Origin of the sequence: Microbispora sp. NPDC049633 (genome assembly GCF_040675265.1) — a bacterium.
In the GTDB taxonomy this organism is placed as follows: domain Bacteria; phylum Actinomycetota; class Actinomycetes; order Streptosporangiales; family Streptosporangiaceae; genus Microbispora; species Microbispora maris.
The window spans coordinates 1-22,549 of record NZ_JBFAOO010000121.1 but is presented as its reverse complement, the minus strand read 5'-3'; the positions used below and the strand labels follow the sequence as shown (position 1 = coordinate 22,549).

Genomic DNA, 22,549 nt, shown 5'->3' with positions numbered 1-22,549 from the left:
CGGCCAGCAGGCGTGCCACGTCCGCCACGGCCGCGGGCCCGCCGCCGTCCTGTTCGTCCAGCACGCCGCTGACCTCGATGGTGTCGAGCCGGTCGAACTCCCCGGCGAGGTTGAGCACCGCGAGGACGACGATTCCCGCGTACCAGTGGCTGGCCAGCAGGATCGGCGCCGCGCCGGCTCGCAGGCCGGCGGCGACGACCTCGGGTCCGATGTCGACCAGGCCGTTGGAGATGCTGACGTACGGCAGGCCGCGGTCTTGTGCGTAACGCAGTCCGTTCAGGTGGCTGTCCCACACCGCTGCCACGACCGCCGAGTAGCCGTCGGTCCGCTGGAGGCCGAGGCCGTCCCGCCGCACATCGATGGTCACGGCGGTCGCGCCGCCGAGCTCGTCGGCGACCCGCCTGGCGCGGCCGAGATCGCGGGCCGCGATCGTCAACGGCAGTTCCGGGTACCACCGGCGCAGGAGGGCCGCGGTCTCCGCGCCCACCTGGCCGGACCCGCCCATGATCAGTACGGAGTGCTCCACAGTGATGTCCTCTCGCTAACCTACATTCTGTAAGTTACATTTTGTAGCTTATGCTGGGAGGTAAAGCAAGGGAGAACGATGACCACGGGATCGACGCGCCTGTCCAGGCCGGCCAGACGGGAGCAACTGCTCGACACCGCCATGGCGATCGTGCGCGCTCACGGCACCGACAGCCTCACGCTGCTCAGCCTGGCGGAGGCCGCCGGAGTGAGCAGGCCGATCGTCTACGACCACTTCGGCACCCGCCCCGGCCTGCTGATCGCGCTCTACCGGCGGCTCGACGAGCGGCACCAGGCCGCCCTGGAGGAGGCTCTGCGCGACGCCCCGGCCGTCCCCCGCGAGATCGCTCGCGTCCTGAGCGCCGCCTACTTCGCCTGCGCCACCGACATGCCGGAGTGGACCGCCATCTCGGCCGCGCTGAAGGGCAACCAGGAGATGGAGGCGGTCGAGCGCGAGTTGCTCGACGGCTACACGGACCTCATGGCCACCGCCCTGCGGCCGTACTCCGGGCTCACCCAGGAAGCCCTCCGGCTGCGCTGCGTCGGCGCGCTGGGCGCGGCTGAGGCGATCGCCGCGGAGCTGAACCGGGGGCGGGCCATCGTCGCCGAGGCCGTCGCGGCGCTGACCGACCTGATCCTCGGCGGCATCGACGCCGGAGCCCGGGATTGACACACCGGGTCTCTGCAAGGAGCGCAACGCGGTGGAACGGTGCGTCAATCGGGTCGAGGAGTGGCGTGGCCTGGTCTTCCGGTTCGACACGACCCCCGACAGCTACCTGGCCGGTCTTCATCTCCGGGGAGCGGTCTCGTGGCTCCGCAGCCTCCGACCGGTCCGAAGTACCTAGAGCCCGCCGGCGACGTTCAGCACAGCCCCGGTGACGTAGGACGCTCGATCGGACAACAGCCACGCGACCGCCTCGGCGATCTCCTCCGGCCTGCCGGGGCGTCCCATCGGAATTCGCGCCGCGACCCGCTGCGCCCGTCCCGGCTCACCTGCCCGGGCGTGGATCGTGGTGTCGATCGTCCCCGGGGAGACGGCGTTCACCCGGATGCCCGCGGGGGCGAGCTCCCGGGCCAGGCCCACGGTCAGCGTCTCGACCGCGGCCTTGGTCGCGGCGTAGGCGACGTACTCGTGCGGGGAACCGGTGCGCGCCGCGACGGAGGAGACGTTGACGATCACCGGGCCGCTTTCCGGCGCGGGCGTCCGGCCGGTCCAGCGCCGCGCCGCCTCCCGGCACAGCCGCACCGGCGCCATGAGGTTCACCTCGACGACCCGCCGCAGGTCGGCGTCGGTCAGCTCGGCGAACGGCCCGAGCCTGCCGGTCACCCCCGCGTTGTTGACCAGCCCCGCGACGTCGCCGGCGGACTCGGCCAGCTCGAACAGCCGCTCCGGCGCGTCCTCCTCGGTCACGTCGAGCCGTACGCCGCGGACGAGGGCGCCGCGACGGCCGAGGTCGTCCTCCAGCGCCTTGGCGTCGGCGTCGGAGTTCGAGTGCGTGAAGACGACGCCGAACCCGTCCGCGCACAGCCGCTCGACTGTGGACCGGCCGATGCCGCGCGTCCCTCCGGTGACGACGACGATCGGTCGAGAGGTCATGCGCTTGTCCTTTCTCCGTGTGTCCTGGCCTCGATGTGAGTCCTGGCCTCGATCGCGTGGACGACGGCGGCCATGTCCAGGCCGGCGTGACCCAGCGCGACGGTCTCGCCGAACAGGGCGTGGCAGACGTCCAGCAGCGGCGAGGCGATGCCGGCCTCCCGCGCGGCCTCGGCGATGAGCCGGTTGTTCTTCAGCACGTCGGCGATGGCGGCCTGGGCGGCGAAGTCGCGCCCCGCCAGCTTGACCGCCTTCACCCGCGAGACGTCGCTGGCCATCTGGCCCGAGTTGAGCACGTCCACGAGCAGCCCGAGGTCGAGCCCGTGGCGCTCGCCGAAGTGCAGCGACTCCGCCAGGCCGGTGACCGTCGTGATCAGGAAGATGTTGACCGCGAGCTTGGTCAGCAGCGCCCTGGGCGCCGGCCCGCACACCACCGTCTTGGCGCACATCGGCGTCAGTAGCGGGTGGACCTCCTCGACGGTTCCGGGACGGCCGGCCAGCATCGCCACCAGCCGCCCCTGCTCGGCGGGCACCCGGGAGCCGGAGATCGGCGCCTCGGTGTAGCGGCCGCCGGCCGCGAGCACGTCGGCCTCCAACCCGGCCGAGTAGCCGGGGGAGGTGGTGCCCATGTGGACCACGACCCGGTCCGCGACGTTGCGGGCGAAGCCGGGTGTGCCGCGCTCCAGCACCGCGTCGACCGCGGCCTCGTCGGCCAGCATGAGGAGCACCACCCGCGCCCGCCGGAACACCTCGGCCGCGCTGCCCGCCACCTCCGCGCCCGCGGCGCGCAGTGGCTCGCTCCTGGCGGGCGTGCGGTTCCACACCACGAGAGGGGTTCCCGCGCGGGCCAGGTTGAGGGCCATGGGCTGCCCCATGATCCCGAGACCGACGAAACCCACGTCCATCCGCTCGCCTCCCCGCACACGTCCCCGTGCCGCCCTGGCGGCACTCGCCGGGGACCGTTGTAGCCGATGGCGCGGCGACGGTCTTGAACGATTGTGCCCGTCCCGGCGCCCGGCCTGGAATCGCCGTCCGGCGGGGGAGCATTTTGACCATCCGTAATGTGCCGTTGGTCGGGCGGCTGTCCGAGCCCGTTACAGATATGCGGCATGACCTCCCTTGAGAGAAGAACGCTCCTTCGAGCGGGCATCGCGCTCGGTGGCGGCCTCGCCGTGTCGCCTGTGCTGGGGGCCGTGCCGGCGCGCGCCACGGCGTCCGCGCCCGCGTACGTCGTCTCCGGCCGGCCCGAGCTGAGCCACGGCGTGCAGAGCGGCGACGCGACGGTGGACTCGGCGGTCGTCTGGGGCCGCGCGGATCGGCCGGGGCGGCTCGTCGTCGAGTACGGCACCCGACCGGACCTGCGGAACGCGGAGACCGTCCGGGGGCCCTGGCTCACTCCGGACACCGATCTGACCGGACGGGTGCGCCTGCGTGGACTGCCCGCCGGCCGGCGGATCCACTACCGCGTGCGAGTCGAGAACGAGCGCGGCGCGGCCGGCGAGGCCGTGAGCGGGTCGCTGGTCACCGCGCCGAGGGAGAACCAGCGCGCCGATGTGCGGTTCGTCTGGTCCGGAGACATCGTCGGGCAGGGCTGGGGGATCAACCCGGACATCGGCGGCATGACCATCTTCGAGGAGATGCGCCGCCTGGGCCCGGACTTCTTCCTGTGCAGCGGCGACACCGTCTACTCCGACGGGCCGCTCAGCGCGACCGTGACGCTGCCGGACGGCCGGGTCTGGCGCAACGTCACGACCGCGGAGAAGTCCAAGGTCGCCGAGACGCTCGCCGAGTACCGCGGGCAGTTCGCGTACAACCTGCTGGACGCCAACTATCGTGCGTTCGCCGCCGAGGTGGCGCAGATCAACCAGTGGGACGACCACGAGGTCCGCAACAACTGGTACCCCGGCCAGATCCTCGACGACGCCCGTTACACCGAGAAGAACGTCGACGTGCTCGCCGCCCGTGCCCGGCAGGCGTTCCACGAGTGGGTGCCGATCGGCGACGACCGGGTCTACCGCACGCTGTCCTACGGCCGCCACCTGGACGTCTTCGTCCTGGACATGCGGACCTACAAGGACCCCAACGACGACAACCGCTACGCCGACCCGCGCCGCGGCCTGCTCGGCGACCGGCAGCGGCGCTGGCTGATCGACGGCCTGAGCAGGAGCCGCGCGACCTGGAAGGTCATCGCGGCCGACCTGCCGCTCGGCCTCGTGGTCCCCGACGGGGCCACGGCGCAGGAGGGCGTGGCCCAGGGCGACGCGGGCGCGCCGCTCGGGCGTGAACTGGAGTTCGCCGAGGTGCTCCGCACGGCCCAGCGGCGCGGCGTGCGCGGGATCGTGTTCGTCACCGCCGACGTCCATTACACCGCCGCGCACCACTACGACCCCGCCCGCGCGGCGTTCAAGGACTTCGACCCGTTCTGGGAGTTCGTCTCCGGTCCCCTCAACGCCGGCGCGTTCGGGCCCAACGTGCTCGACGGCACGTTCGGACCCCGCGCCGAGTTCGTGCACGCGCCGCCGCAGGCGAACGCATCCCCGATGGAGGGTTTCCAGCACTTCGGCGAGATCGAGATCGACGGCCCGAGCGGCGACCTGACGGTACGCCTGCGCGACGCCCGATCCGCGGTGCTGTGGAGCACGACGCTACGCCCCGAGCACGGACCGAAGCAGAGCCCTGGCGCCGGCTCGCCGCACCGCTGACCGTCGCACACGCCCCGGAAATCCCGCGCGAGGGCCGCTCCGCGGCGTCGGCCGGAGCGGCCCTCGCACCCTCATGAAAGCAGTTGGTTGATCTTGTCGCGGGCCACCGTGGCGAGGACGCCGGCCTTGTGCGGCTGTCCGCGCAGGAACGCCTCGGTGAAGTGCTTGGCCTGCTCGTACTTGACCTTGCCCGGCATGGGCGGCTCGTTGGGATTGACGTCGCAGTCCACCAGCGCCGGGCCGTCGTGCGCCAGCGCCTCGCGGATCGCGCCCGGCAGGTCCGCCGGGTCCTTGATCTTCGCGCCGTACGCCCCGCAGGCGCGGGCCCAGGCGGAGAAGTCGGCCTCCGGCTGCCGGTGCCGCACGGCGTACTCGGGATAGCCGAGGATGATCTGCTCCCACAGGATCTGCCCGTAGCTGTTGTTGTTGTTCACCACGACCTTGATGGGCAGCTCGTGCCGTACGGCGGTGAGGAAGTCGGCCATGAGCATGGCGAAGCCCCCGTCGCCCACGAAGGCGATCACCTGCCGGCCGGGGAAGGCGTGCTGCATCCCGACGGCGTACGGCAGGCCCGGGGCCATCGTCGCGAGGTTGCCCGACAGGTAGAACTCCCGTCCGCCGCGGATCGTCCAGTGCCGCGCGGCCCAGGTCGCGATGGTCCCGGAGTCGCAGGTCAGGATGGCGTCGTCGGCGGCGGCGTCGTCGAGGCAGCCCATGAGGTACTGCGGCGCGATGGGGTCGCGTGAAGAGTCCTCCAGCGTCTCCATGTCCGTCCGCCAGGCGTCCATCTTGCGCTGGTACTTCTCCAGGAACGTCCGGTCCTTCGCCGGTTCGAGCAGCGGCAGCAGCGCCTGGAGGGCGAGCCTGGCGTCGGCGGTGACCGGCGCCTGGGTCGGGCGGCGGATGCCGAGCAGGGTCGGGTCGGCGTCGATCTGCACCACCCGGGCCTGCCCGTCGGGCGGCAGGTACTTCCCGTAGGGGAAGGACGTGCCGACCATGAGCAGCGTGTCGCACTCCTCCATGAGCTCCTCGCTCGGCGCGGTGCCGAGCAGCCCGAGCCCGCCCGTGGTGAGCGGGTGGTCGTCGGGCACCACGAACTTGCCGGGCAGGCTCTTGACGATCGGGCTCGCCAGCCTGTCCGCGACCGCCAGCACCTCCTCGCGGGCGTGCCGGGCCCCGACGCCGACGAGCATGGCGATCCGCTCGCCCTGCCGCAGCACCTCGGCCGCCCTGGTCAGGTCCTCCTCCACCGGCCGCAGGGGCAGGCTGGAGCAGGTCGGCAGGCTCGCGGGCGGGTTGCCCGGCCCGACGTGACGGTACGGGTCCTCGCTCGCGGGCGCCACCTGGATGTCGTTGGGGAAGGTCAGGTGCGACACCGTCCGCCTGGTCAGCGCGGTGCGCACCGCGAGGTCCACCACGCCGGGCATCTGCTGAGGATTGGTCACCATCAGGTTGTAGGCGGCCAGGTCCTGGTAGAGGCGGTCGAGGTGGACCTCCTGCTGGTAGTGCGTGCCCAGCACCGAGGTCTCCTGCATGCCGGTGAGGGCCAGCACGGGCACGTGGTCGAGCTTGGCGTCGTACAACCCGTTGAGCAGGTGGATCGCGCCCGGCCCGGAGGTCGCGGCGCACACGCCGAGACGGCCGGTCGCCTTCGCGTAGCCGGTCGCCATGAACGCGGCCGCCTCCTCGTGGTGCACCAGGATGAACCGCAGCCTGTCACGGTGCCGGCGGAAGCCTTCCATCAGGCCGTTGATCCCGTCTCCCGGGAGTCCGAAGATCGTGTCGACCCCCCACTCCACCAGTCGCCGGGCCAGGCTCTCACCCACGATCTCGGTCATGTCCGCCTCCGGATGGCAAATGAGCCGTACGGGAACCGCGGCGCCCGCGGCCCTCAGCGCGTCGCGGCCCGATGGCCGTGCCGCCATCCGAGGGCGTAGGCGGCGGCGAGGCCGGCGGCGACGGCGAGCGGCTTCGGAGACGACACGGCCGACTTCACCTGCTTCAGGGCGCCCTTCGGGTCGGCCACCGCGCCCGCGACGCTGCCGACCGCCGACGCCACGGTGTCACCCGCGTTCTTCAGCGCGTTGCCCTGCACGTTCATGATCGACTCCGGCATCGGACGGCTCGCCCGGGGTGCCCTTCCCGACTCCCGTACGTGTAAACGAAAGGGCAGGTCATGGCCGCTTTGTCCGCGGCAGATCCCCGCGGTTCGCGGCGGGTTCAGCCCGGGTGGCGGTGCAGCAGGAGCATGGCGGCGTCGTCGGGGACCGGGCCGCCGACGTGACGCAGCAGGTCGGCGCGCAGTCCGTCGAGGGCCGCCTGGGGATCGGTGCCGCGCAGCAGATGCGCCCGCTCCCTCAGCGGGTAGAAGCGGCCCTCCCGGCTCCGGGCCTCGACCACGCCGTCGGTGTAGAACAAGATCTGGTCGCCGTCCCCGAAGGGCACCCGGTGGGGCTTCGGGCGCGGCGAGCCGAGCATGCCGAGCCCGAGCGGGAGGGCCTCCTCCTGCGGCTCCGCGAAGTGGACACCGCCGTCGTGCCGCAGCACGAGAGGGGCGGGGTGGCCGCAGTTGAGCAGCGAGATCTCCCCGTCGTGGACCTGCGCGACGATGGCGGTGACGAACTTCTCGCCGCTCAGATGCCGGGCCAGGCTGGTCTCGACGCGCTCGACCACGCCCGCGAGCTCGGACTGGTCGTAGGCCGCCTCACGGAAGGCGCCGAGCACCCACGCCGCGGTCTCCACCGCCTCCAGGCCCTTGCCCTGCACGTCGCCGATCAGGATGCGTACGCCGTCGGGGGTGGTGACGACCTCGTAGAGGTCCCCGCCGATCTGGGCCTCGGCCGCCGCGGAGGTGTAGGAGAGCGCCACCCGGAGGTCGCCGGCGCGGCGGGGGACGGGGCGCAGCAGCACGCGCTGGGCCGCCTCGGCGACCAGGCGGACGTCGGCCAGTTCGCGCTCCCGCCGGTTCCTGAGCCTGCTGGCGAGCATGCTCGCGGCGGTGACGCCGATGATGGCCGCGATGGTGAGGTTGTTCTGCGGCCTGCCGAGGAGACCGTCGTAGACGGCGAGGGGGAGGCAGATGCCCAGGGCCAGCACTCCCACCAGGGCGGTACGCCGCACGCCGCCCGCGATCGAGGCGAAGGCCGGACCGAGGGTGAGGAGCGGCAGGAAGCCCACACCGGGCCCTGTGATCAGGTCGACGACGACGACCAGGAGAATCGCGATGAACGGCAACGCGCGCAGGATGCTCTGGGAACTCATCGCGACTCCATTGCCGGCCCCCACGTCAGCACATGATTCCTTTCCTGATGGCTTTACTCCTTCCCGTCTTGCGAGCGGGACACTCCCCGTCGTCCGCGACGGATGGCACCATTTGGGGTCGGTCGGTCGGTCAAGTCGCGGCGCGCCCCACCTGATCACTACGAGTAGTGACGTTACTCGAATTCGTGACGTGATGGCCGGTGAAGTCGGATATTCGGCCTTCCCGCCACCCCGTCACGGCAGTTCGGCGAAGCGTTCGACCTGGTCCGTACGTCCGGACACGATGATGACGTCGCCGTAGCCGAGTTCGGTCTCCGCGGTGGCGTAGGTGAACTCCTCGCCCGGCCGCTTGACCGCCACCACCGTCACGCCGTACTTGCGGCGCAGGCTCGACTCGCCGAGGGGGACCCCGACGTACTCCTTGGGCGGGAGGGTCTTGACCAGGGCGAAGTTCTCGTCGACCTCCATGTAGTCGAGCATGCGGCCGCTCACCAGGTGGGCCACGCGCTCGCCCATGTCGTACTCGGGGAAGACCACGTGCTGGACGCCGATCCGGCTGAGGATGCGGCCGTGCTGCTGACTGACGGCCTTGGCCCAGATGTCGTCGATCTCCATCTCCACCAGCAGTGACGAGGTGAGGATGCTCGCCTCCAGGTCGCTGCCGATGGCGCACACCGCCCGGTAGAAGTCCGGCAGGCCGAGCTGACGCAGCGCCTCGGGATCGGTGGCGTCGGCGGTGGCGATGTGGGTGATCTGGCCCGCGAGGCTCTGCACCACCTTCGGGCGATGGTCGATGGCCAGCACCTCGGTGCCGCGCCGCACCAGCTCCAGGGCGAGCGCGGTGCCGAAGCGGCCGAGACCGATCACCGCGACGGGGTCGTTTCTCATGTCAGCCAACGATGACGTCCTCCTCAGGTAATTCATAGCGGCGGCCGCGCTCCTTGAGCGCCAGTGCGGAGCCCAGCGTGAGCGGGCCGATCCGGCCGACGAACATCAGCAGGGTGAGCAGCACCTGCGCGGCGGGCGAGGCTTCGGGGGCGACGCTGACGGACAGTCCGGTCGTGCTGAAGGCGGAGACGACCTCGAACAGCACCCGGTCCAGGGAGTGCGGGGTCAGCACCAGCAGGACGTAGGTGAAGAGCGCGACCAGGCTCACGCTCAGCACGGTGAGCGAGACCGCCTGCCGCTGCGCGGCCTCGGTGAGCCGGCGGTGACCGATGTTCACCCGGCTCTCGCCGCGCAGCTCCGCCCAGACGATGAACGCGAGCAGGCCCAGGGTGGTGACCTTGATGCCGCCGGCGGTGCCCGCGCTGCCGCCGCCGACGAACATCAGCAGCTCGGTGACCAGCCAGCTGGAGGGGTGCATCTGTGCGATGTCGATGGTGTTGAACCCGGCACTGCGCGGCATGACGGCGGTGAAGAAGGAGGCGAGCAGCTTGCCGTTGCCGTCCATGGGGCCGAGCGTGTGGGGGTTGGTCCATTCCGTGACGAGGAAGACCAGCGTGCCGCCGGCCAGCAGGACGGTGGTGACCGCGAGCGTGATGCGGGTGAGCAGCGACCAGCGTTTGGGGCGGCGCCAGGACCGGCGCAGTTCGAACACCACCGGGTAGCCGAGCCCGCCGACGATCACCGCCGTCGCGACGGTCAGGCAGATCCACGGATCGGCGGCGAACCTGACCAGGCTGTCGGGCCACAGCGCGAAACCGGCGTTGTTGAACGACGAGACCGCGTGGAACAGGCCCAGGTACAGGCCGCGCCCGACGGGCTCGCCGTACCCGAGCACGAACCTGAGTGTGAGGACGGTCCCCACGACGGCCTCGCAGGACAGGTTGAACACGACGACCTTGCCCACCACGCGCCGCAGGTCGGCGGCGTTGAGCACCTTGGCCTCGGCCTGCGCCGACAGCCGGGCGCGCAAACCCAGCCTACGGGAGACGAGCAGGGTGAAGACGGTCGCGAGGGTCATGATGCCGAGACCGCCCACCTGGATCAGGACGGCGATGACCACCTCGCCGAACGCCGACCAGTGCGTGGCCGTGTCGACGACCGTCAGCCCGTTGACGCACACCGCCGAGGTCGCGGTGAACAGGGCGGTGATCCAGCCCGCGGGCTCGCCCGAGGCCGTGGCCATCGGACTGGACAGCAGGGTGGTGCCCAGGAGGATCGTCACCCCGAACACCGTCGTGATGACCTGCGCCGGATGGTGGAAGCGCCCCAGTATGGCCCAGAACAGTCTCATGGCCGTCGCTCCGCGCCCCCGCGCTCCGCGCCTCCTCGGCCCTCCGTGCGGCCCCGGACGCGTCCATCGCCGGCACGGTGCCGGACTGCTGTCCTGAGAATCACCGGAGACCTCCGTACGGGCGATGCGACGACGTCGCCGACCCGACTTCCCGGCACACCGCGGCCTACCGTAACAGCACATCAAGGGTCAGGCACATCGGGTTCGCGGCCCCTACTATGTCCGGCGCGCGCGCATATCATGTCTCCCGATATATAGTGGCAACGTGACAGCAGCACGGACGATGACGGAGCCCGCCTTTCTCGTTCTCACCGCACTGGTCGACGAGCCGCGGCACGGCTACGGCATCGCGCAGGAGGTCGAGCGGCTCTCCGGGGGCCGCGTCCAGCTCAAGATCGGCACTCTGTACGGCGTGCTGGACCGGCTCGCGGCCGACGGATTCGTGGAGGCGGACCGCGAGGAGGTGCGGCAGGGACGGCTGCGCCGCTACTACCGCCTCACCGACGAGGGGGCGCGGGCGCTGGAGGAGGAGGCCGTCCGGCTGGCCGACAACGCGCGCCGCGCCGTCGAGCGGCTGCGGCTCAGGCAGGCGGGAGGTCTGGCATGAGTGAGCGAGCGGACGGGCACGGTGGGTTGCGACCAGACGACCCCGAGCCGTCAGGCGAAGGGGGTGGCATGAGCGAGCGAAGCGAGCGAATCGGTAAGCACGGTGCGATTCGCTCATGCGACCCCGAGCCGTCAGGCGAAGGGGGTGGCATGAGCGTGAGCGTTCTGGAGGATCGCTACCGGCGGTGGCTGCGGCTGCTGCCCGCGTCCTACCGGGCCGAGCGCGAGGATGAGATGGTCTGGGCCTTCCTCGAAGGCGCCCAGTCCGGGCGGGCGGGACACGACGACCAGCGCCCGCGCTTTCTGGAGATCGCCAGCGTGGTCGCGCTCGCGCTGCGGGTGCGGCTGGGCGGCCCGGGGTCGCCGCCCCGGTCCTGCCTGTGGGGTGAGGCGGTCCGCCGGGCCGCCCTGTTCGGCCTCGTCTACTGGACGATGATCGGCTGCGTCTACGCCGGGCAGGCCGTGCTCACATACGGCTTCCCCCCGGAGTCGCTTCCCGGCGCGGTCATGGGGATCGGCGATCCCGGGTCGCCCGAGCGCATGCGGCTGGTGCTGGCCGAGTTGGCGCCGCTGCTGTGGGCGGTCGCCCTCGGCGCGCTGGTGCGCGGCCGCCCCCGCACGGCCAAGGCGGCGGCCACGGCGGCCCTGGTCGTGCCGTACGCGCTGGCGCCGCCGCTGTTCCTCAACGCGGAGAGCGCGCTGCGCTGGGCCTGCTCGGTCCTCCCGGCCGTGGTCACGGTGCTGGCCCTGGTGATCGGGTTCCACCGTGACGCGCCGCCGCCCCGTCTGCCCGCGCGGCGGGCCCTGCCCCTGCTCGCGGTCCCGGTCGCCGCCGGCCTCCTGCTCGCCCTGGTCGTCGGCGTTCTCGCGGCGGCGACGAGGGCCGGGACGGTCCCGGCGCCGATCCTCGTGCAGGCCTGGATGTGGGTCGACACCCCCGGCCTCGCCTCCCTGGCGCTGCTCGCGCTGACGGTGTGGTGCGCGGCCATGGGCAGGGCGCTGACATGGCCCGGGCCGGCCGCGCTGGCGGGCGCGATCCTGGCCGTGCCCGCCGTGCTCGCCCGGGCGGGCACGTTGTCTCCCGGCGGGGCCGACCCCGCCCTCGGCATGACCGGCCTCGCCGGTGGCGTGCAGCTGGCCGTGCTCCTGGCGAGCGGGATCACCCTCGCCGTCGTCGGCGTACGCGCGCTGCGGGCGACGGGCGGCGCTACGGCGCTGTCCGGGCGACCGCGGGGCGGGTGACCGCGGTGACACCCGGCCGCCCGGAGCTCCGGCGGCGCGCCTTCGGAGCTCCGGACGGGGGAGCGGCTCCGGCGCGGGCGATGACGGACGACGCGTAGGGCGCGGACGCCTGTCCGGGGCCGCGCCTCATCCGTCGCCGGTCGCCGCCTGGTCGGCCTCCTTGTGCGCCCGAGCCGTATGGTCGAGCAGCTCGCGGAGCACGCTCTCGTCGACGTCGCCGAGCCGCTTCAGGTAGAGACAGCCCTTGCCCGCCCGGTACGGACCGAGCCGGGCGAGCACCGTGGCGCAGCTCTCCTCGAACCCGCCTGTCAGGTAGACGACGAGATGTTGCTTGCGCGGGGAGAAGCCCACCAGGGGCGCCTCACCCGTGTGCCCGCTCTCGTAGCGGTAGCGGTAACGGCCGAAGCCGACGATGCTCGGCCCCCACATCACGGGCGGCTCGCCGGTCACCTCGCGGAGTATCCCGCAGAGGCGTTCCGCGTCGGCCCGCCGGCCTTCGTCGGGGACCGCGGCGAGGAAATCGCCGACGATCACGCGGGTCGGGGCCGTCACCGTCTGTCTCGATCTCGTCATGACCTCATGACTACACAGCGGGTGCGACAGAAATCGACGCCGACCCGCTGTGGACGTCCGGGCCCACCCGCGGCCGGGCAGGCACGGCGCTCTCTAACGGCGGGACCAGTCGATCTGCCGGGGCTCGGAGCGCCAGGGGGACGCCGTGGGATGAGTGGGTCGCGCGGGCCGCCCGCGCCTGGCGGGCTGGACGGGTGGGGTGGCGGCCGACGTGGCGACGCCGGACTCGTAGCCGCGGGCCGACGCGGTCACCCGTACGGACAGCCGGGCGCCGCGGTCGCGGCCCTTGACGTGGTAGGTCCGCCCGGTCGCGCCCCTGATCTCGGCGCCGTCGCGCAGCCACTGGTAGCGGACCCGCTTCGGCGACGGCGTCCAGGCTCCGGGCGACGCGGTCAGCGTGCGGCCGACCTTCGCCACGCCGCGCACGACCGGGGGAGTGGTGCTGACCACCGCGACCGGCCGCGCGTCGTGCAGGTCCACCTCGGCCGCGCGGACGAACACCTGCCGGTGGGCGTACCAGAGCTGGTAGTAGCGGTCCTGTCCCCTGAGGTCGGTGCGGTCGCCCGGCGCCGACCCGTCGAACGTCGTCGCCCGGTAGTAGTCGGTGACCACGTCGTCGTCGCTCACGGCGTACGCCTGCCCGGCCGGGACGGTGTACTCCAGCGGCGAGATGGCCTGCACGGGGATGCCGGTGCCGTCGTACGCCGGCGCTTCGGGGTAGGCCCGGCCGTACACGGCGGCGGGGGCGGCCGCCCCCGCCTTCACGGTGACCGTCTTGGCCGAGGCCGGGATCACGACGGGCCGGTCGGCGGGGTTGCGCAGCCAGGCCAGCGCGCCCGCCCACCACACGCCCAGCCAGTCGCCCTGCACCTGGGCGACGACGAGCTTGTGGCCGGAGACGACGCGGGCGCTGATGTCGCTGACGTACGTCGTGCCCGCCTCGCCGGTGGGCTTCCAGCCGGGGTCGGCGGCGAGCGGCGCGGTCTCGGACGGCGACTGGCGGAGCGGGACGAAGTTGGTGCCGGCCCCGGCGACGCACTCCGGCGAGGGCGGCGACGCGGCGGCGCAGCCGGTCAGCGGCTGCGGGTTGTCGTGGTAGCCGGTCCGAACCTCCACCACGTCGCCCGGCGCGACCCGGGTCGTGGCCGCCCGGCCGCCGCCGATCGGCGCGCCGAGCAGCTCGAAGTAGTGGTCCCAGTCCCAGTACGGCCCCGGGTCCCAGTGCATGCTCTTGGTGGCGCCGAGGATCGTCCCCGGCACCTGGTCGTGGCCGATGACGTGCGCCCGGTCGAGCGGGATGCCGTACTTCGCGGCCAGGTGCTTCACCAGCGCGGCCGAGGTCTGGTACATCGACTCGGTGTACCACCCCGCCCCGCCCGCGAAGCCCTCGTGCTCGATGCCGATGGCGTGCATGTTCACATACCAGTTGCCGGCGTGCCAGCCCACGTCCTTGGCGTCGAGGTGCTGGGCGACGTGGCCGTCGGCGGAGCGGATGGTGTAGTTCCAGGCGAGGTACGTCGGGTCCTGGACGAGCCGCACCGAGGGGTCGTAGTAGCCCTCGGTGTCGTGGATGACGATGTAGTCGAGCTTCGGCCCGCCCGCCCCGGTCCGGTCGGCGAGGTCGTGGTTGCCGTAGCGCGTCGTGTTGTCCGGGTCGGCCGGGACGTGCTTGGCGTACGGCGCGGGGATCAGCTCGCAGTCGAGGCCGGACGGGCAGTCGGTGCCCGGCGCGGCCGCCTTGGCCTGCGGCGGGACGGCGACCGACTCGTCGGCGGCGAGCGTGACCGTCTGGCCGTCGGCGGTGACCCGGCTCTCGCCGGCGCGCAGGGTCTGGTAGACCTGCCGGACGAACTCGTGCTTGGCGCCGAACCGCGCGACCGCGTCCCGCCAGGAGCCCAGGTCGCCGCCGCCGTCGTGGTAGGAGGCCAGCAGGGCCGCGCCGCCGCAGATGTTGGCGTTCGGCTGCGCGCGCAGCGCGTCGGCGGGCAGCCCGGTCAGCTCGGCCGCCGCCGCGATCTGGCTCCGCGTCCCGGCCGCCCGGCCCTTGCCGGCCCCGTCTCCCGTCACCGGCGTGTCGTCGCTCAGGTCGAACACGCCGTAGCCGCCGTCGGAGCTCGGCCTGCCCTGGTGGTCGTCCCAGCGGGACAGCATGTACGCCACGGCCTTGAGCAGCGGCTCGGGCGCGCCCGTCGCCCGTGCCGCCTCGCCGAAGGCCGCCTCCCGTGTCGGCGCCGACAGCGTCGCGGCGCAGGACACGCGAGGCGCGGCGCCGTCCGCGGCCTGCGCCGCCGGTACGGCCGGCAGCAGCATCGCCGCGGCGGCGCACGCGGCGGCGCCCGTGACGGCGGTGGTGCGCAGTGCGAGTCTCACCTTGTGCGACCCCTTCTCGGATGCCTGTGGGGGACCAGACCGGGGCAATCACACCGCCGGGCGGAGCCGGGCGCCAGTGAATCGGGCGAATCTCATCGAGATCGTTAACTGGAACCCGACAGAACCGGTCAAGCGGACATCGGCCTCCGCATACCACCCGAGCTTCAGCCGGCTAGAGGGGGTCCTTGGCGAAACCGAGGCAGGGCTCGAGCCCGGGGAAGTCCCGGGTGGCCGTGCTGTTGCCCGGGCGTCAGGTACGCCGGCGCCCGGTTTCCCGGCGTCGGCGCCGTCTGCTCCGCCGGCACGGCGGGTGCCGCGACGGCGGGCACGGCGACGGCGGTCACGGCCGCCGCCGCCAGGACGGCGCCCGTGACCTTCGACATCAACGACATGCTGTTCGTCCCCTCGGATGCCGGAGCCGTCGGTCTCCACCGACTCCCAACGGCCGAAGGCAGGCAGTCGCACTTGTGATCGACTTGTCACCGAACAGGACCGGATGCCGCGGTCACGCCGGCCACGTGCGCGCGGTGTCCCGCAGCTTGGCGTCCGCCTCGACCTGGACGGCGTCGAGGTCGTCGGGGATCTCGGCGCCCGCGACCGCGTCGGGCAGCGCGTCCTCCATGAGCCGCAGCGGCCGGAACCACAGCCCCAGCGCGCCCCAGAGCACCAGCAGCGCACCGCAGACGGCCAGCAGCAGCGCGACGCCGCGCCCCGGCCCCACCCCGACGACGTCGCCGACGAGCGTGTCCGCGAGCGCGCCGCCGGGAGCGAGCAGCGGGCCGAAGACGTCGTCGGCCAGCACCGGCGCCGTGAGGAACGCCAGCGGCGTCATGGACACGGCGAGCATCTGGTTGGTGGCCAGCACCCGCCCCTGCAGTTCCAGCCCGACCTTGAGCTGGATGATGGCGAGCCAGTGCGCGTTCAGCACACTGAGGAACGCCCACGCCATCAGCCCGCCGAACGCGGCCAGCGGGAGCGAGGGCCGCAGGCCGACGAGCAGCACCCCGGCCCCGAACCCGATCACGAAGCCGACCATGCCGACCGCGCGCCGCTCGGTGCCGCCCCAGAACACCATGGCCAGGGAGCCGAGCACCGCGCCCAGGCCCTGCATGGCGGTCACCACGCCCACACCCGCGACGTCGCCGAACGACAGCACCGCGGGCACGGTCACCGCCTGGGCGAGCATGCCGAGGTAGTTCTCCACGACGAAGAACCCGATCATGATCATGAGCGGGCGCCGCCGTACGAGGAAACGCCACCCGCCGGCGATGGCCTGCCAGAACGACTCCTCCAGGCGGCGGAACAGCCTGTCGGGGAAACGCACCAGCAGCAGCGTGCCGAGCCCGGCGAGGAACGTGACGACGTCCACCGCCACCACGCCGTGCAGCCCGACGGTCGCGACGAGAGCGGCGCCGCCCAGCGGGCCGGCGAGCATTCCGAGGCCGGTGCCGAGGTTGGCCAGCGCGTTGGCCTGCATGAGATACGGCTTGGGCACGAGCTGCGCGACGGCCGCCAGATAGGCGGGCCGGTGGAAGGCCGTCACCAGGGACAGCACCCCCGCGATGGCCCCGACCTGCCAGACCTCCAGCCGTCCGAGCCAGAGCAGGATCACCAGGGCCGCGGTGGCCGCGGCGGAGACGCCGTCGCAGATCAGCATGACCAGCCGCCGGTCCACCCGGTCGGCGACCGCGCCGCCCAGCGGCGCCGCGAGCAGCGACGGCAGCAGGGCGAGCATGGTGACGAGGGCGTAGTCGAGCACCCGGCCGTTCTCCTGATATGCCCACACGCCGAGGGCGAAGGAGGTCAGCGCGGCGCCGAGCAGCGACACGGTCTGCCCGGCCGCGACCGTGTAGAAGCGGCGCAGCTCCCGCCGGGCGCTCTGCCCGGCCACCTCGACCCGCCCCACCGGATCGGGCAGTTCGCCGCCGGCCCAGCGGCCGAGCCGCTCGTCGATCAGCCGCGCCAGGGTCTCGGCCTGGTGTTTCAGGAAGTAGTGCCCGGCCCGGGGGATCGTGGCGAGCTCGACCCGTTCGGCGAACGCCCCCCACTCGCGGTAGCGCTCCCGGTAGAGCTCGGTGGACCGGTCACGCTCGCCGATCACGCACAGCAGCGGCGCCGCGAGCCTGTGCTCCTCATGCCGGGGGGAGTCCTCGGGGGAGTCGCCGGCTGAGTCGAGATGCCGGCTGAACCACGCCTGCGCCTCCTCGACGTCGTGCCGCAGGGCGCGCAGCATGATCCCGGTGTCGCCGAAGTCGTCGTCCACGGCGCCCAGCGTGCGCAGGAAATCGCGCTGGGCCCGGTCGGAGGACCAGCGGTGGGCGGGGAACCTCCGGCTCCACCAGGCCGACAGCCGTCCGGGCAGCCGCGCGTCGGGGAAGCTGCCGCCGACGACGACACCGGCGAGCGGCGTCCCCGCGGCCTCCAGCCGCAGCGCCAGCTCCATCGTCGCGGCCGACCCGACGCAGTGCCCGTACAGGGCGATCGGGCCGCGCACCCCGGCCAGTTCGGCCGTGAGGCGGCCGGCCAGCTCCGCTATCGGCAGCGCATCCTCCTCGGGGCGCGCCGAGTCGTGCCCGGGCAGCTCGACGGCGACCACCGCCGTCCCGGGCGAGAGGCGGGCCAGCTCGGCGGCGAGCGGCCGGAAGGCGGCGGCGGACCCGCCCCCGTACGGCACGCAGACGAGGGTGCGGCTCGCCGTACGCGGACCCGCCAGGTGGTGCAGCAGACCGGCGGGGGCCTGCGCGCCGCCGTCGAGGTGAGCGGCCAGCTCGCGCACCGTGGGCCGGGTGAACAGGTCGATCACCCGCAGCGTGGGGTCGATCTCCCGGACCGCCCGCACCGCGCGGAAGGAGTCGCCGCCGAGCGCGAAGAAGTCGTCGTCGACGCCGAAGTCCGTCACACCCAGGACGCCGGCCCACACGGCGGCGATCCGCAGCTCGGCCGGGGTGCTCGGCGCCACCCGGCCGGCGGCGGGCGCCGCCTCGGGGACCGGCAGGCGGGCCCGGTCGATCTTGCCGAGCGGGGTGAGCGGCAGCTCGTCGAGGACGGCGATCGCGGACGGGACCATGTAGTCGGGCAGCCGCTCACGCAGCCCGGCCCTGACCACGGCGAGGTCCACGGTGACGGGCGCGACCCAGGCGGCCAGCCGCCGGGAGTGTCCCTCGCCGACCGGCAGCACCGCGGCCTCCCGGACGCCGGGCTGCTCCTGCAGGGCGGCCTTCACCTCGCCCAGTTCCACCCGGAAACCCCTGATCTTGACCTGGTCGTCGACCCGGCCGAGGAACTCCACGAGCCCCTGGGCGTTGAGCCGGACCCGGTCGCCGGTGCGATAGCAGCGCCGGGTTCCGGTCACCGGGTCGGGGACGAACCGCTGCGCCGTCAGATCGGGCCGGTTCAGATAGCCGCGGGCGACGCTGGGGCTCGCCACCCACAGCTCGCCCGGCACCCCGGCGGGCAGCGGGCGGCCGGCGGGGTCGACGATGTAGCAGTCCACACCGGGGAACGGGCGGCCGAGCGGCACCGATCCCACCCCCGTGGGCGTGCTGGGCGCCCGGCCGCCGAGGACCGAGACCGTCGTCTCCGTCGGGCCGCAGTGGATCTGCAGCTCCAGGTCGGGCCGGGCCGCGCGGATGCGCTCGGCCAGCTCCCACGACGTGGCCTCCCCGGCGAGGATCAGCAGCCGGCGCGGCAGCATCCTGCCCAGGTCGCCGTGGGCGGCCAGCAACTCCAGATGGCTGGGCACCATCTTGATCACGTCGACCGGGTGCGCGGCGAGATAGGCGGCGTACGCCTCGGGGTCGGTGGCGGTGTCCTGGTCCACGAGGTGGACCGCGGCGCCCCGGAACAGCGCGCCGTACAGGCAGGTCAGCCCCAGGTCGGCGGCGGTGGTGGAGACCACCCCGTACGACTCGTACACGTCGGGCACCAGCTCGGCCAGGCCGTGCAGGTAGTGCAGGGCCGACCGGTGCTCGATCCCGGCGCCCTTGGGCCGCCCGGTGGAGCCGGACGTGAAGATCACATGGACCAGCCGGTCCGGGGCGACCTCGACGTCCGGCGGATCCTCGGGCCCGGCGGCCGGCAGCTCGGGCAGGACCAGCGTGCCGGGGAGCCGGCCCGCGTGCTCGGGATCGGCGAGCACGACCCGCGCGCCGGCCGTCTCCAGCATGTGGCCGAGACGGTCGTCGGGATAGAGGGGATCCATCGGCAGGTACGCGCCGCCCGCGCGCAGCACGCCGAGGAGCGCGGGAACCAGCCCGCGGTGCCGGCCGGCGAGCACGCCGACCGGCTCGTCCGGCCGCACCCCTGCCGCGACGAGACGGTGGGCGACGCGGTTGGCCAGCCGGTCCACCTCGCCGTACGTGAGGGAGCCGGAGGCGTCGGTCACCGCCGTCGCCCCGGGCGTGCGCCGCGCGTGGTCGCCGACGAACGCGTGCAGCGGCCGGGTCAGGTCCATCTGCATCCGCGTGCCGGAGACGACGGGCCCGGTCACCGGTTCCAGCGGCACGGCCGCCGCGGGCGCGTCGAGTTCGGCGAGCATGCCCTCCAGCAGGGTGAGGTACCAGCCGGTGACGCGCCGGGCGGTCGCCTCGTCGAACAGGTCGACGCGGTAGGCGAGCTCACCCTCGTACGTCTCGCCCATGTTGTCCAGGGCGAGGTTGAGGTCGTACTTGGTGGTGCGCAGGGGGAACTGCACCTGCTCGGCGGACAGGCCGGGGAAGTCCGGCGTCCGGGAGCCGTCCTCCAGCACGTTGAGCAGCACCTGGAAGATCGGTGTGGTGGCGAGATTGCGCTCGGGGTGCAGGTGCTCCACGATCCGGTCGAACGGCACGTCGCGGTGGGTGAGCGCGTCGAGCATGGCGGCCTTCGTCCGGGCCAGGAGTTCGCGGCCGGTCGGCTCGCCGGACCTGTCCCCCCGCAGGACGAGCGTGTTGACGAAGCAGCCGAGCATGTCCGCGGTGCCGGGGTTAAGCCGTCCCGCCTCGGGCACGCCCACCGGCACGTCGTCGGTGCCGCAGACCCGGCCGAGCAGCTCCTGCCAGGCGGCCAGCAGCACCATGAACGGCGTGCAGCCGGTTTCGGCGGCGGCCTCGCGCACCCGGGCGGTCAGCGCCGGCGCGAGCCGCACCGGGACGGTGGCGCCCGTCCAGTCGGCGACCGAGGGGCGCGGCCGGTCCACCGGCAGGTCCAGGACCGGTTCGAGCCCGGCCAGCCGCCCGGTCCACCAGGACAGGTCGCCCTCCGGCTGACCGGCGAGCCAGGCCGCGTAGTCGGCGTACTGCACCCGCGGCGGCGCGGGCGGGCCGGCGAGCCCGAGCCGTGCCGTGTACAGGGCGGCGAGCTCGGTCAGCGCGAGGTTCCGCGACCAGGCGTCGAAGGCGATGTGATGCACCGTCAGCGACAGCACGTGCTCCCCGGCCGCGGGTAGCCGCAGCAGCAGGGCGCGGGCGGGCGGCTGCGCGTCCAGCGCGAACGGGCGGGCGAGCTCCTCCTGCAGCCGCGCGCCCAGCAGGGCGTCGTCGTCGAGGTCCTCGACCGTGATCGGGACCCGTCCGGCGTCGACGGGGACCGCGCCCTCGTCGGTGAACAGGCTGCGCAGCACCTCGTGCCGGTCGGTCAGGTCCCGCACGGCGCCCAGCAGCGCCGCGACGTCCAGCGGCCCGCGCAGCCGTACGACGGTCGGCACGTTGTAGGCGGCCACGTCGTCGAGTTGCGCGAGGAACCACAGCCGGGCCTGCGCGGGCGACAGGGGAGCGGGGCCGCCGTCCCCCTCCCTGACGGGAATCGCCGGGACGGCACGGGCATGGGCGCGGCGGGCCGCCGCCAGCCGGCCGGCGAGAGCGCTCCTGCGCTCGTCGCTGACGGTCACGGCGTCTCCTCCAGGTCGGCCAGCAGCAGGGACTCCAGCCCGGCGGCGTAGTCGGCCAGGGTCCGCCGCTCGAACAGCAGGCGCACCGGCACGGTCAGGTCCAGGGCGTCGCTCAGCCGGGCCGCCACGAGGGCCGCGGTGGCGGAGTGGCCGCCGAGGGCGAAGAAGTCGTCGTGCGCACCCGGCTCCGGGCCGTCCAGCACGGCGCTCCACACCTCCGACACCAGCAGCTCGGCCTCGGTGCTCGGTGGCACCCGCGGCGCCCGGTCGCCGGGTTCCGGCAGGGCCGTGCGGTCCACCTTGCCCGAGGCGGTGAGGGGCAGGGCGTCCAGGAGCACCCAGCGGCGGGGAACCATGTAGTCGGGCAGCCGCGTGCTCAGCAGGCGCTCCAGCTCGTGGGTGTCGGCCCCCTGCGGCGCGGCGAGGTATCCGACGAGGTGGTCGCCGTCGCGCACGGCGACGACCGCGTCGGCGACGCTCTCGCGGAGCGCGGACTCGATCTCGCCGAGCTCGATCCGGTGGCCGCGGACCTTCACCTGCCCGTCGCGCCGCCCGAGGAATTCGAGCGTGCCGTCGTGCCGCCAGCGGGCCAGGTCGCCGGTGCGGTAGCGGCGCCCGCCCGGCGGGCCCTGCGGGTCGCCGGTGAAGGCGGCCGCGGTCAGCTCCGGCCGGCCGCGATAACCGGCGGCCACGCCGGCGCCGCCGATCCACAGCTCGCCCGTCACCCCGGCGGGCAGCATGCGCCCCGCCCGGTCGAGCACGTACGCCCGCTCCCCGGCCAGCGGCCGGCCGATGGACACCTGGTCGCCGACCGGCGCGGTCACCCGGATGATCGTGGAGTAGATCGTGGTCTCGGTGGGCCCGTAGGCGTTCCACAGATCGACCCCGCGATCCAGCAGCCCGGCGGCGAGGGCCGCGTCGAGCACCTCGCCGATGCTGATCACCCGCACGTCACCGCCGCGCTCCTGGGGATCGCTCCGCCAGCCGGAGGCGACGAGCATGCGCAGCGTGGTCGGCGTCGCGGTCATCAGCGTGACCCCCGACTCCGCGACGCGCCGCGCCACCGCCCGCCCGTCGAGCGCCTCGTCGCGGCCGAGCAGCTCCAGCCGCAGCCCCCGGCACAGGCTCACCCACACGTCGAAGCCGAACACGTCGAACGAGAACGGCGTCAGGCCGAGCATCACGTCGTCCGGCCGGACCCCCGGCGTGACCGTCATCGAGGCGACGAACGCCGCGAGGTTGGCGTGGGTGATCTCCACGCCCTTCGGCCTGCCGGTGGAGCCCGAGGTGTAGAGGACGTAGGCGAGGTCGCCGGGGTCCACCTCGGCACCGTCCCGCACCGCCTCCGACGAAGACAGCCGAGCAAGGTCGACGACGACGCCGCCCAGATCCCGGGCCACGGCCAGCCCCTCGCCCGCCGCGACGATCACCTTGGCGCCGCAGTCGTCCACCTGGTCGCGCAGCCGCCGGAGCGGGTGACCGGGATCGAGCGGAACGTAGGCGGCGCCGGCGAGCAGCACGCCCAGCAGCGCGGCGGGCAGCCGGCGGTCGCGCGGCAGGCACACCCCCAC

16 protein-coding genes are annotated in these 22,549 nt (G+C 73.3%); 4 read left to right on the top strand and 12 right to left on the bottom strand.

Annotated elements, in window-relative coordinates; all coding sequences use genetic code 11:
• Positions 1–526 (bottom strand): hypothetical protein (locus AB0J39_RS26545; protein ID WP_363469239.1); only part of this gene is annotated, 526 nt, incomplete at its 3' end.
• Positions 527–604: 78 nt separating this feature from the next.
• Here AB0J39_RS26545 and AB0J39_RS26540 point away from each other — a divergent pair.
• On the top strand, positions 605–1,195 hold the full coding sequence (locus tag AB0J39_RS26540; protein ID WP_363469237.1) for a TetR/AcrR family transcriptional regulator: 591 nt from the start codon (positions 605–607) through the stop codon (positions 1,193–1,195).
• A gap of 171 nt (positions 1,196–1,366) precedes the next feature.
• Here AB0J39_RS26540 and AB0J39_RS26535 read toward each other — a convergent pair whose 3' ends face one another.
• Together AB0J39_RS26535 and AB0J39_RS26530 are read right to left on the bottom strand one after the other, a co-directional pair.
• Entirely contained in the window at positions 1,367–2,122 is a 756-nt protein-coding gene (locus tag AB0J39_RS26535) for an SDR family oxidoreductase (protein ID WP_363469235.1), read from the bottom strand.
• Entirely contained in the window at positions 2,119–3,024 is a 906-nt protein-coding gene (locus AB0J39_RS26530; RefSeq protein WP_363469233.1) for an NAD(P)-dependent oxidoreductase, read from the bottom strand. The genes AB0J39_RS26535 and AB0J39_RS26530 overlap by 4 nt, the downstream gene beginning before the upstream one ends.
• 204 nt (positions 3,025–3,228) lie before the next feature.
• Between AB0J39_RS26530 and AB0J39_RS26525 the strand changes: the two genes are divergently transcribed.
• Positions 3,229–4,821 carry an alkaline phosphatase D family protein gene (locus AB0J39_RS26525; RefSeq protein ID WP_363469231.1) on the top strand — a complete coding sequence of 531 codons (1,593 nt, stop codon included), beginning with the start codon at positions 3,229–3,231 and terminating at the stop codon, positions 4,819–4,821.
• Positions 4,822–4,892: 71 nt separating this feature from the next.
• Here AB0J39_RS26525 and AB0J39_RS26520 read toward each other — a convergent pair whose 3' ends face one another.
• The 5 genes from AB0J39_RS26520 to AB0J39_RS26500 all read right to left on the bottom strand — a co-directional run bounded on the left by AB0J39_RS26520 (position 4,893) and on the right by AB0J39_RS26500 (position 10,321).
• Positions 4,893–6,659: a thiamine pyrophosphate-dependent enzyme gene (locus tag AB0J39_RS26520; RefSeq protein ID WP_363469229.1), complete on the bottom strand. Its 1,767-nt coding sequence runs from the start codon at positions 6,657–6,659 to the stop codon at positions 4,893–4,895.
• A 53-nt stretch (positions 6,660–6,712) separates the two neighbouring features.
• The gene (locus AB0J39_RS26515; RefSeq protein ID WP_363469227.1) at positions 6,713–6,937 is read right to left on the bottom strand and encodes a hypothetical protein; all 225 of its coding nucleotides are present in this window, start codon (positions 6,935–6,937) and stop codon (positions 6,713–6,715) included.
• A 104-nt stretch (positions 6,938–7,041) separates the two neighbouring features.
• The gene (locus AB0J39_RS26510; RefSeq protein WP_363469225.1) at positions 7,042–8,082 is read right to left on the bottom strand and encodes a PP2C family protein-serine/threonine phosphatase; all 1,041 of its coding nucleotides are present in this window, start codon (positions 8,080–8,082) and stop codon (positions 7,042–7,044) included.
• A 234-nt stretch (positions 8,083–8,316) separates the two neighbouring features.
• On the bottom strand, positions 8,317–8,970 hold the full coding sequence (locus tag AB0J39_RS26505; RefSeq protein ID WP_363469223.1) for a TrkA family potassium uptake protein: 654 nt from the start codon (positions 8,968–8,970) through the stop codon (positions 8,317–8,319).
• Between the two features lies 1 nt (position 8,971).
• Positions 8,972–10,321 carry a potassium transporter TrkG gene (locus AB0J39_RS26500; RefSeq protein ID WP_363469221.1) on the bottom strand — a complete coding sequence of 450 codons (1,350 nt, stop codon included), beginning with the start codon at positions 10,319–10,321 and terminating at the stop codon, positions 8,972–8,974.
• A 265-nt stretch (positions 10,322–10,586) separates the two neighbouring features.
• On the opposite strand from AB0J39_RS26500, the gene AB0J39_RS26495 reads away from it, so the two are divergent.
• On the top strand, positions 10,587–10,928 hold the full coding sequence (locus tag AB0J39_RS26495) for a PadR family transcriptional regulator (protein ID WP_310742108.1): 342 nt from the start codon (positions 10,587–10,589) through the stop codon (positions 10,926–10,928).
• 149 nt (positions 10,929–11,077) lie between these two features.
• The gene (locus AB0J39_RS26490; RefSeq protein WP_363469219.1) at positions 11,078–12,169 is read left to right on the top strand and encodes a hypothetical protein; all 1,092 of its coding nucleotides are present in this window, start codon (positions 11,078–11,080) and stop codon (positions 12,167–12,169) included.
• 126 nt (positions 12,170–12,295) lie between these two features.
• On the opposite strand, the gene AB0J39_RS26485 is transcribed toward AB0J39_RS26490, so the two are convergent.
• The 4 genes from AB0J39_RS26485 to AB0J39_RS26470 form a co-directional block, all read right to left on the bottom strand.
• Complete coding sequence (locus AB0J39_RS26485) at positions 12,296–12,742, bottom strand: DUF1801 domain-containing protein (protein WP_363469217.1); 447 nt, start codon at positions 12,740–12,742, stop codon at positions 12,296–12,298.
• A 93-nt stretch (positions 12,743–12,835) separates the two neighbouring features.
• Positions 12,836–15,112, bottom strand: a complete 2,277-nt coding sequence (locus AB0J39_RS26480) for an N-acetylmuramoyl-L-alanine amidase (RefSeq protein ID WP_363469215.1) — start codon at positions 15,110–15,112, stop codon at positions 12,836–12,838.
• Positions 15,113–15,617: 505 nt separating this feature from the next.
• Complete coding sequence (locus tag AB0J39_RS26475; protein ID WP_363469213.1) at positions 15,618–20,978, bottom strand: amino acid adenylation domain-containing protein; 5,361 nt, start codon at positions 20,976–20,978, stop codon at positions 15,618–15,620.
• On the bottom strand, positions 20,975–22,549 hold a 1,575-nt coding region (locus AB0J39_RS26470; RefSeq protein WP_363469211.1), incomplete at its 5' end, for a non-ribosomal peptide synthetase. The genes AB0J39_RS26475 and AB0J39_RS26470, both read right to left, overlap by 4 nt.

Coding starts and splice junctions, on each gene's coding strand:
- AB0J39_RS26520 (WP_363469229.1), bottom strand. CDS start 6,659: ATGACCGAGATCGTGGGTGAGAGCCTGGCCCGGCGACTGGTGGAGTGG.
- AB0J39_RS26510 (WP_363469225.1), bottom strand. CDS start 8,082: ATGAGTTCCCAGAGCATCCTGCGCGCGTTGCCGTTCATCGCGATTCTC.
- AB0J39_RS26535 (WP_363469235.1), bottom strand. CDS start 2,122: ATGACCTCTCGACCGATCGTCGTCGTCACCGGAGGGACGCGCGGCATC.
- AB0J39_RS26515 (WP_363469227.1), bottom strand. CDS start 6,937: ATGCCGGAGTCGATCATGAACGTGCAGGGCAACGCGCTGAAGAACGCG.
- AB0J39_RS26505 (WP_363469223.1), bottom strand. CDS start 8,970: ATGAGAAACGACCCCGTCGCGGTGATCGGTCTCGGCCGCTTCGGCACC.
- AB0J39_RS26485 (WP_363469217.1), bottom strand. CDS start 12,742: ATGACGAGATCGAGACAGACGGTGACGGCCCCGACCCGCGTGATCGTC.
- AB0J39_RS26540 (WP_363469237.1), top strand. CDS start 605: ATGACCACGGGATCGACGCGCCTGTCCAGGCCGGCCAGACGGGAGCAA.
- AB0J39_RS26490 (WP_363469219.1), top strand. CDS start 11,078: ATGAGCGTGAGCGTTCTGGAGGATCGCTACCGGCGGTGGCTGCGGCTG.
- AB0J39_RS26525 (WP_363469231.1), top strand. CDS start 3,229: ATGACCTCCCTTGAGAGAAGAACGCTCCTTCGAGCGGGCATCGCGCTC.
- AB0J39_RS26500 (WP_363469221.1), bottom strand. CDS start 10,321: ATGAGACTGTTCTGGGCCATACTGGGGCGCTTCCACCATCCGGCGCAG.
- AB0J39_RS26530 (WP_363469233.1), bottom strand. CDS start 3,024: ATGGACGTGGGTTTCGTCGGTCTCGGGATCATGGGGCAGCCCATGGCC.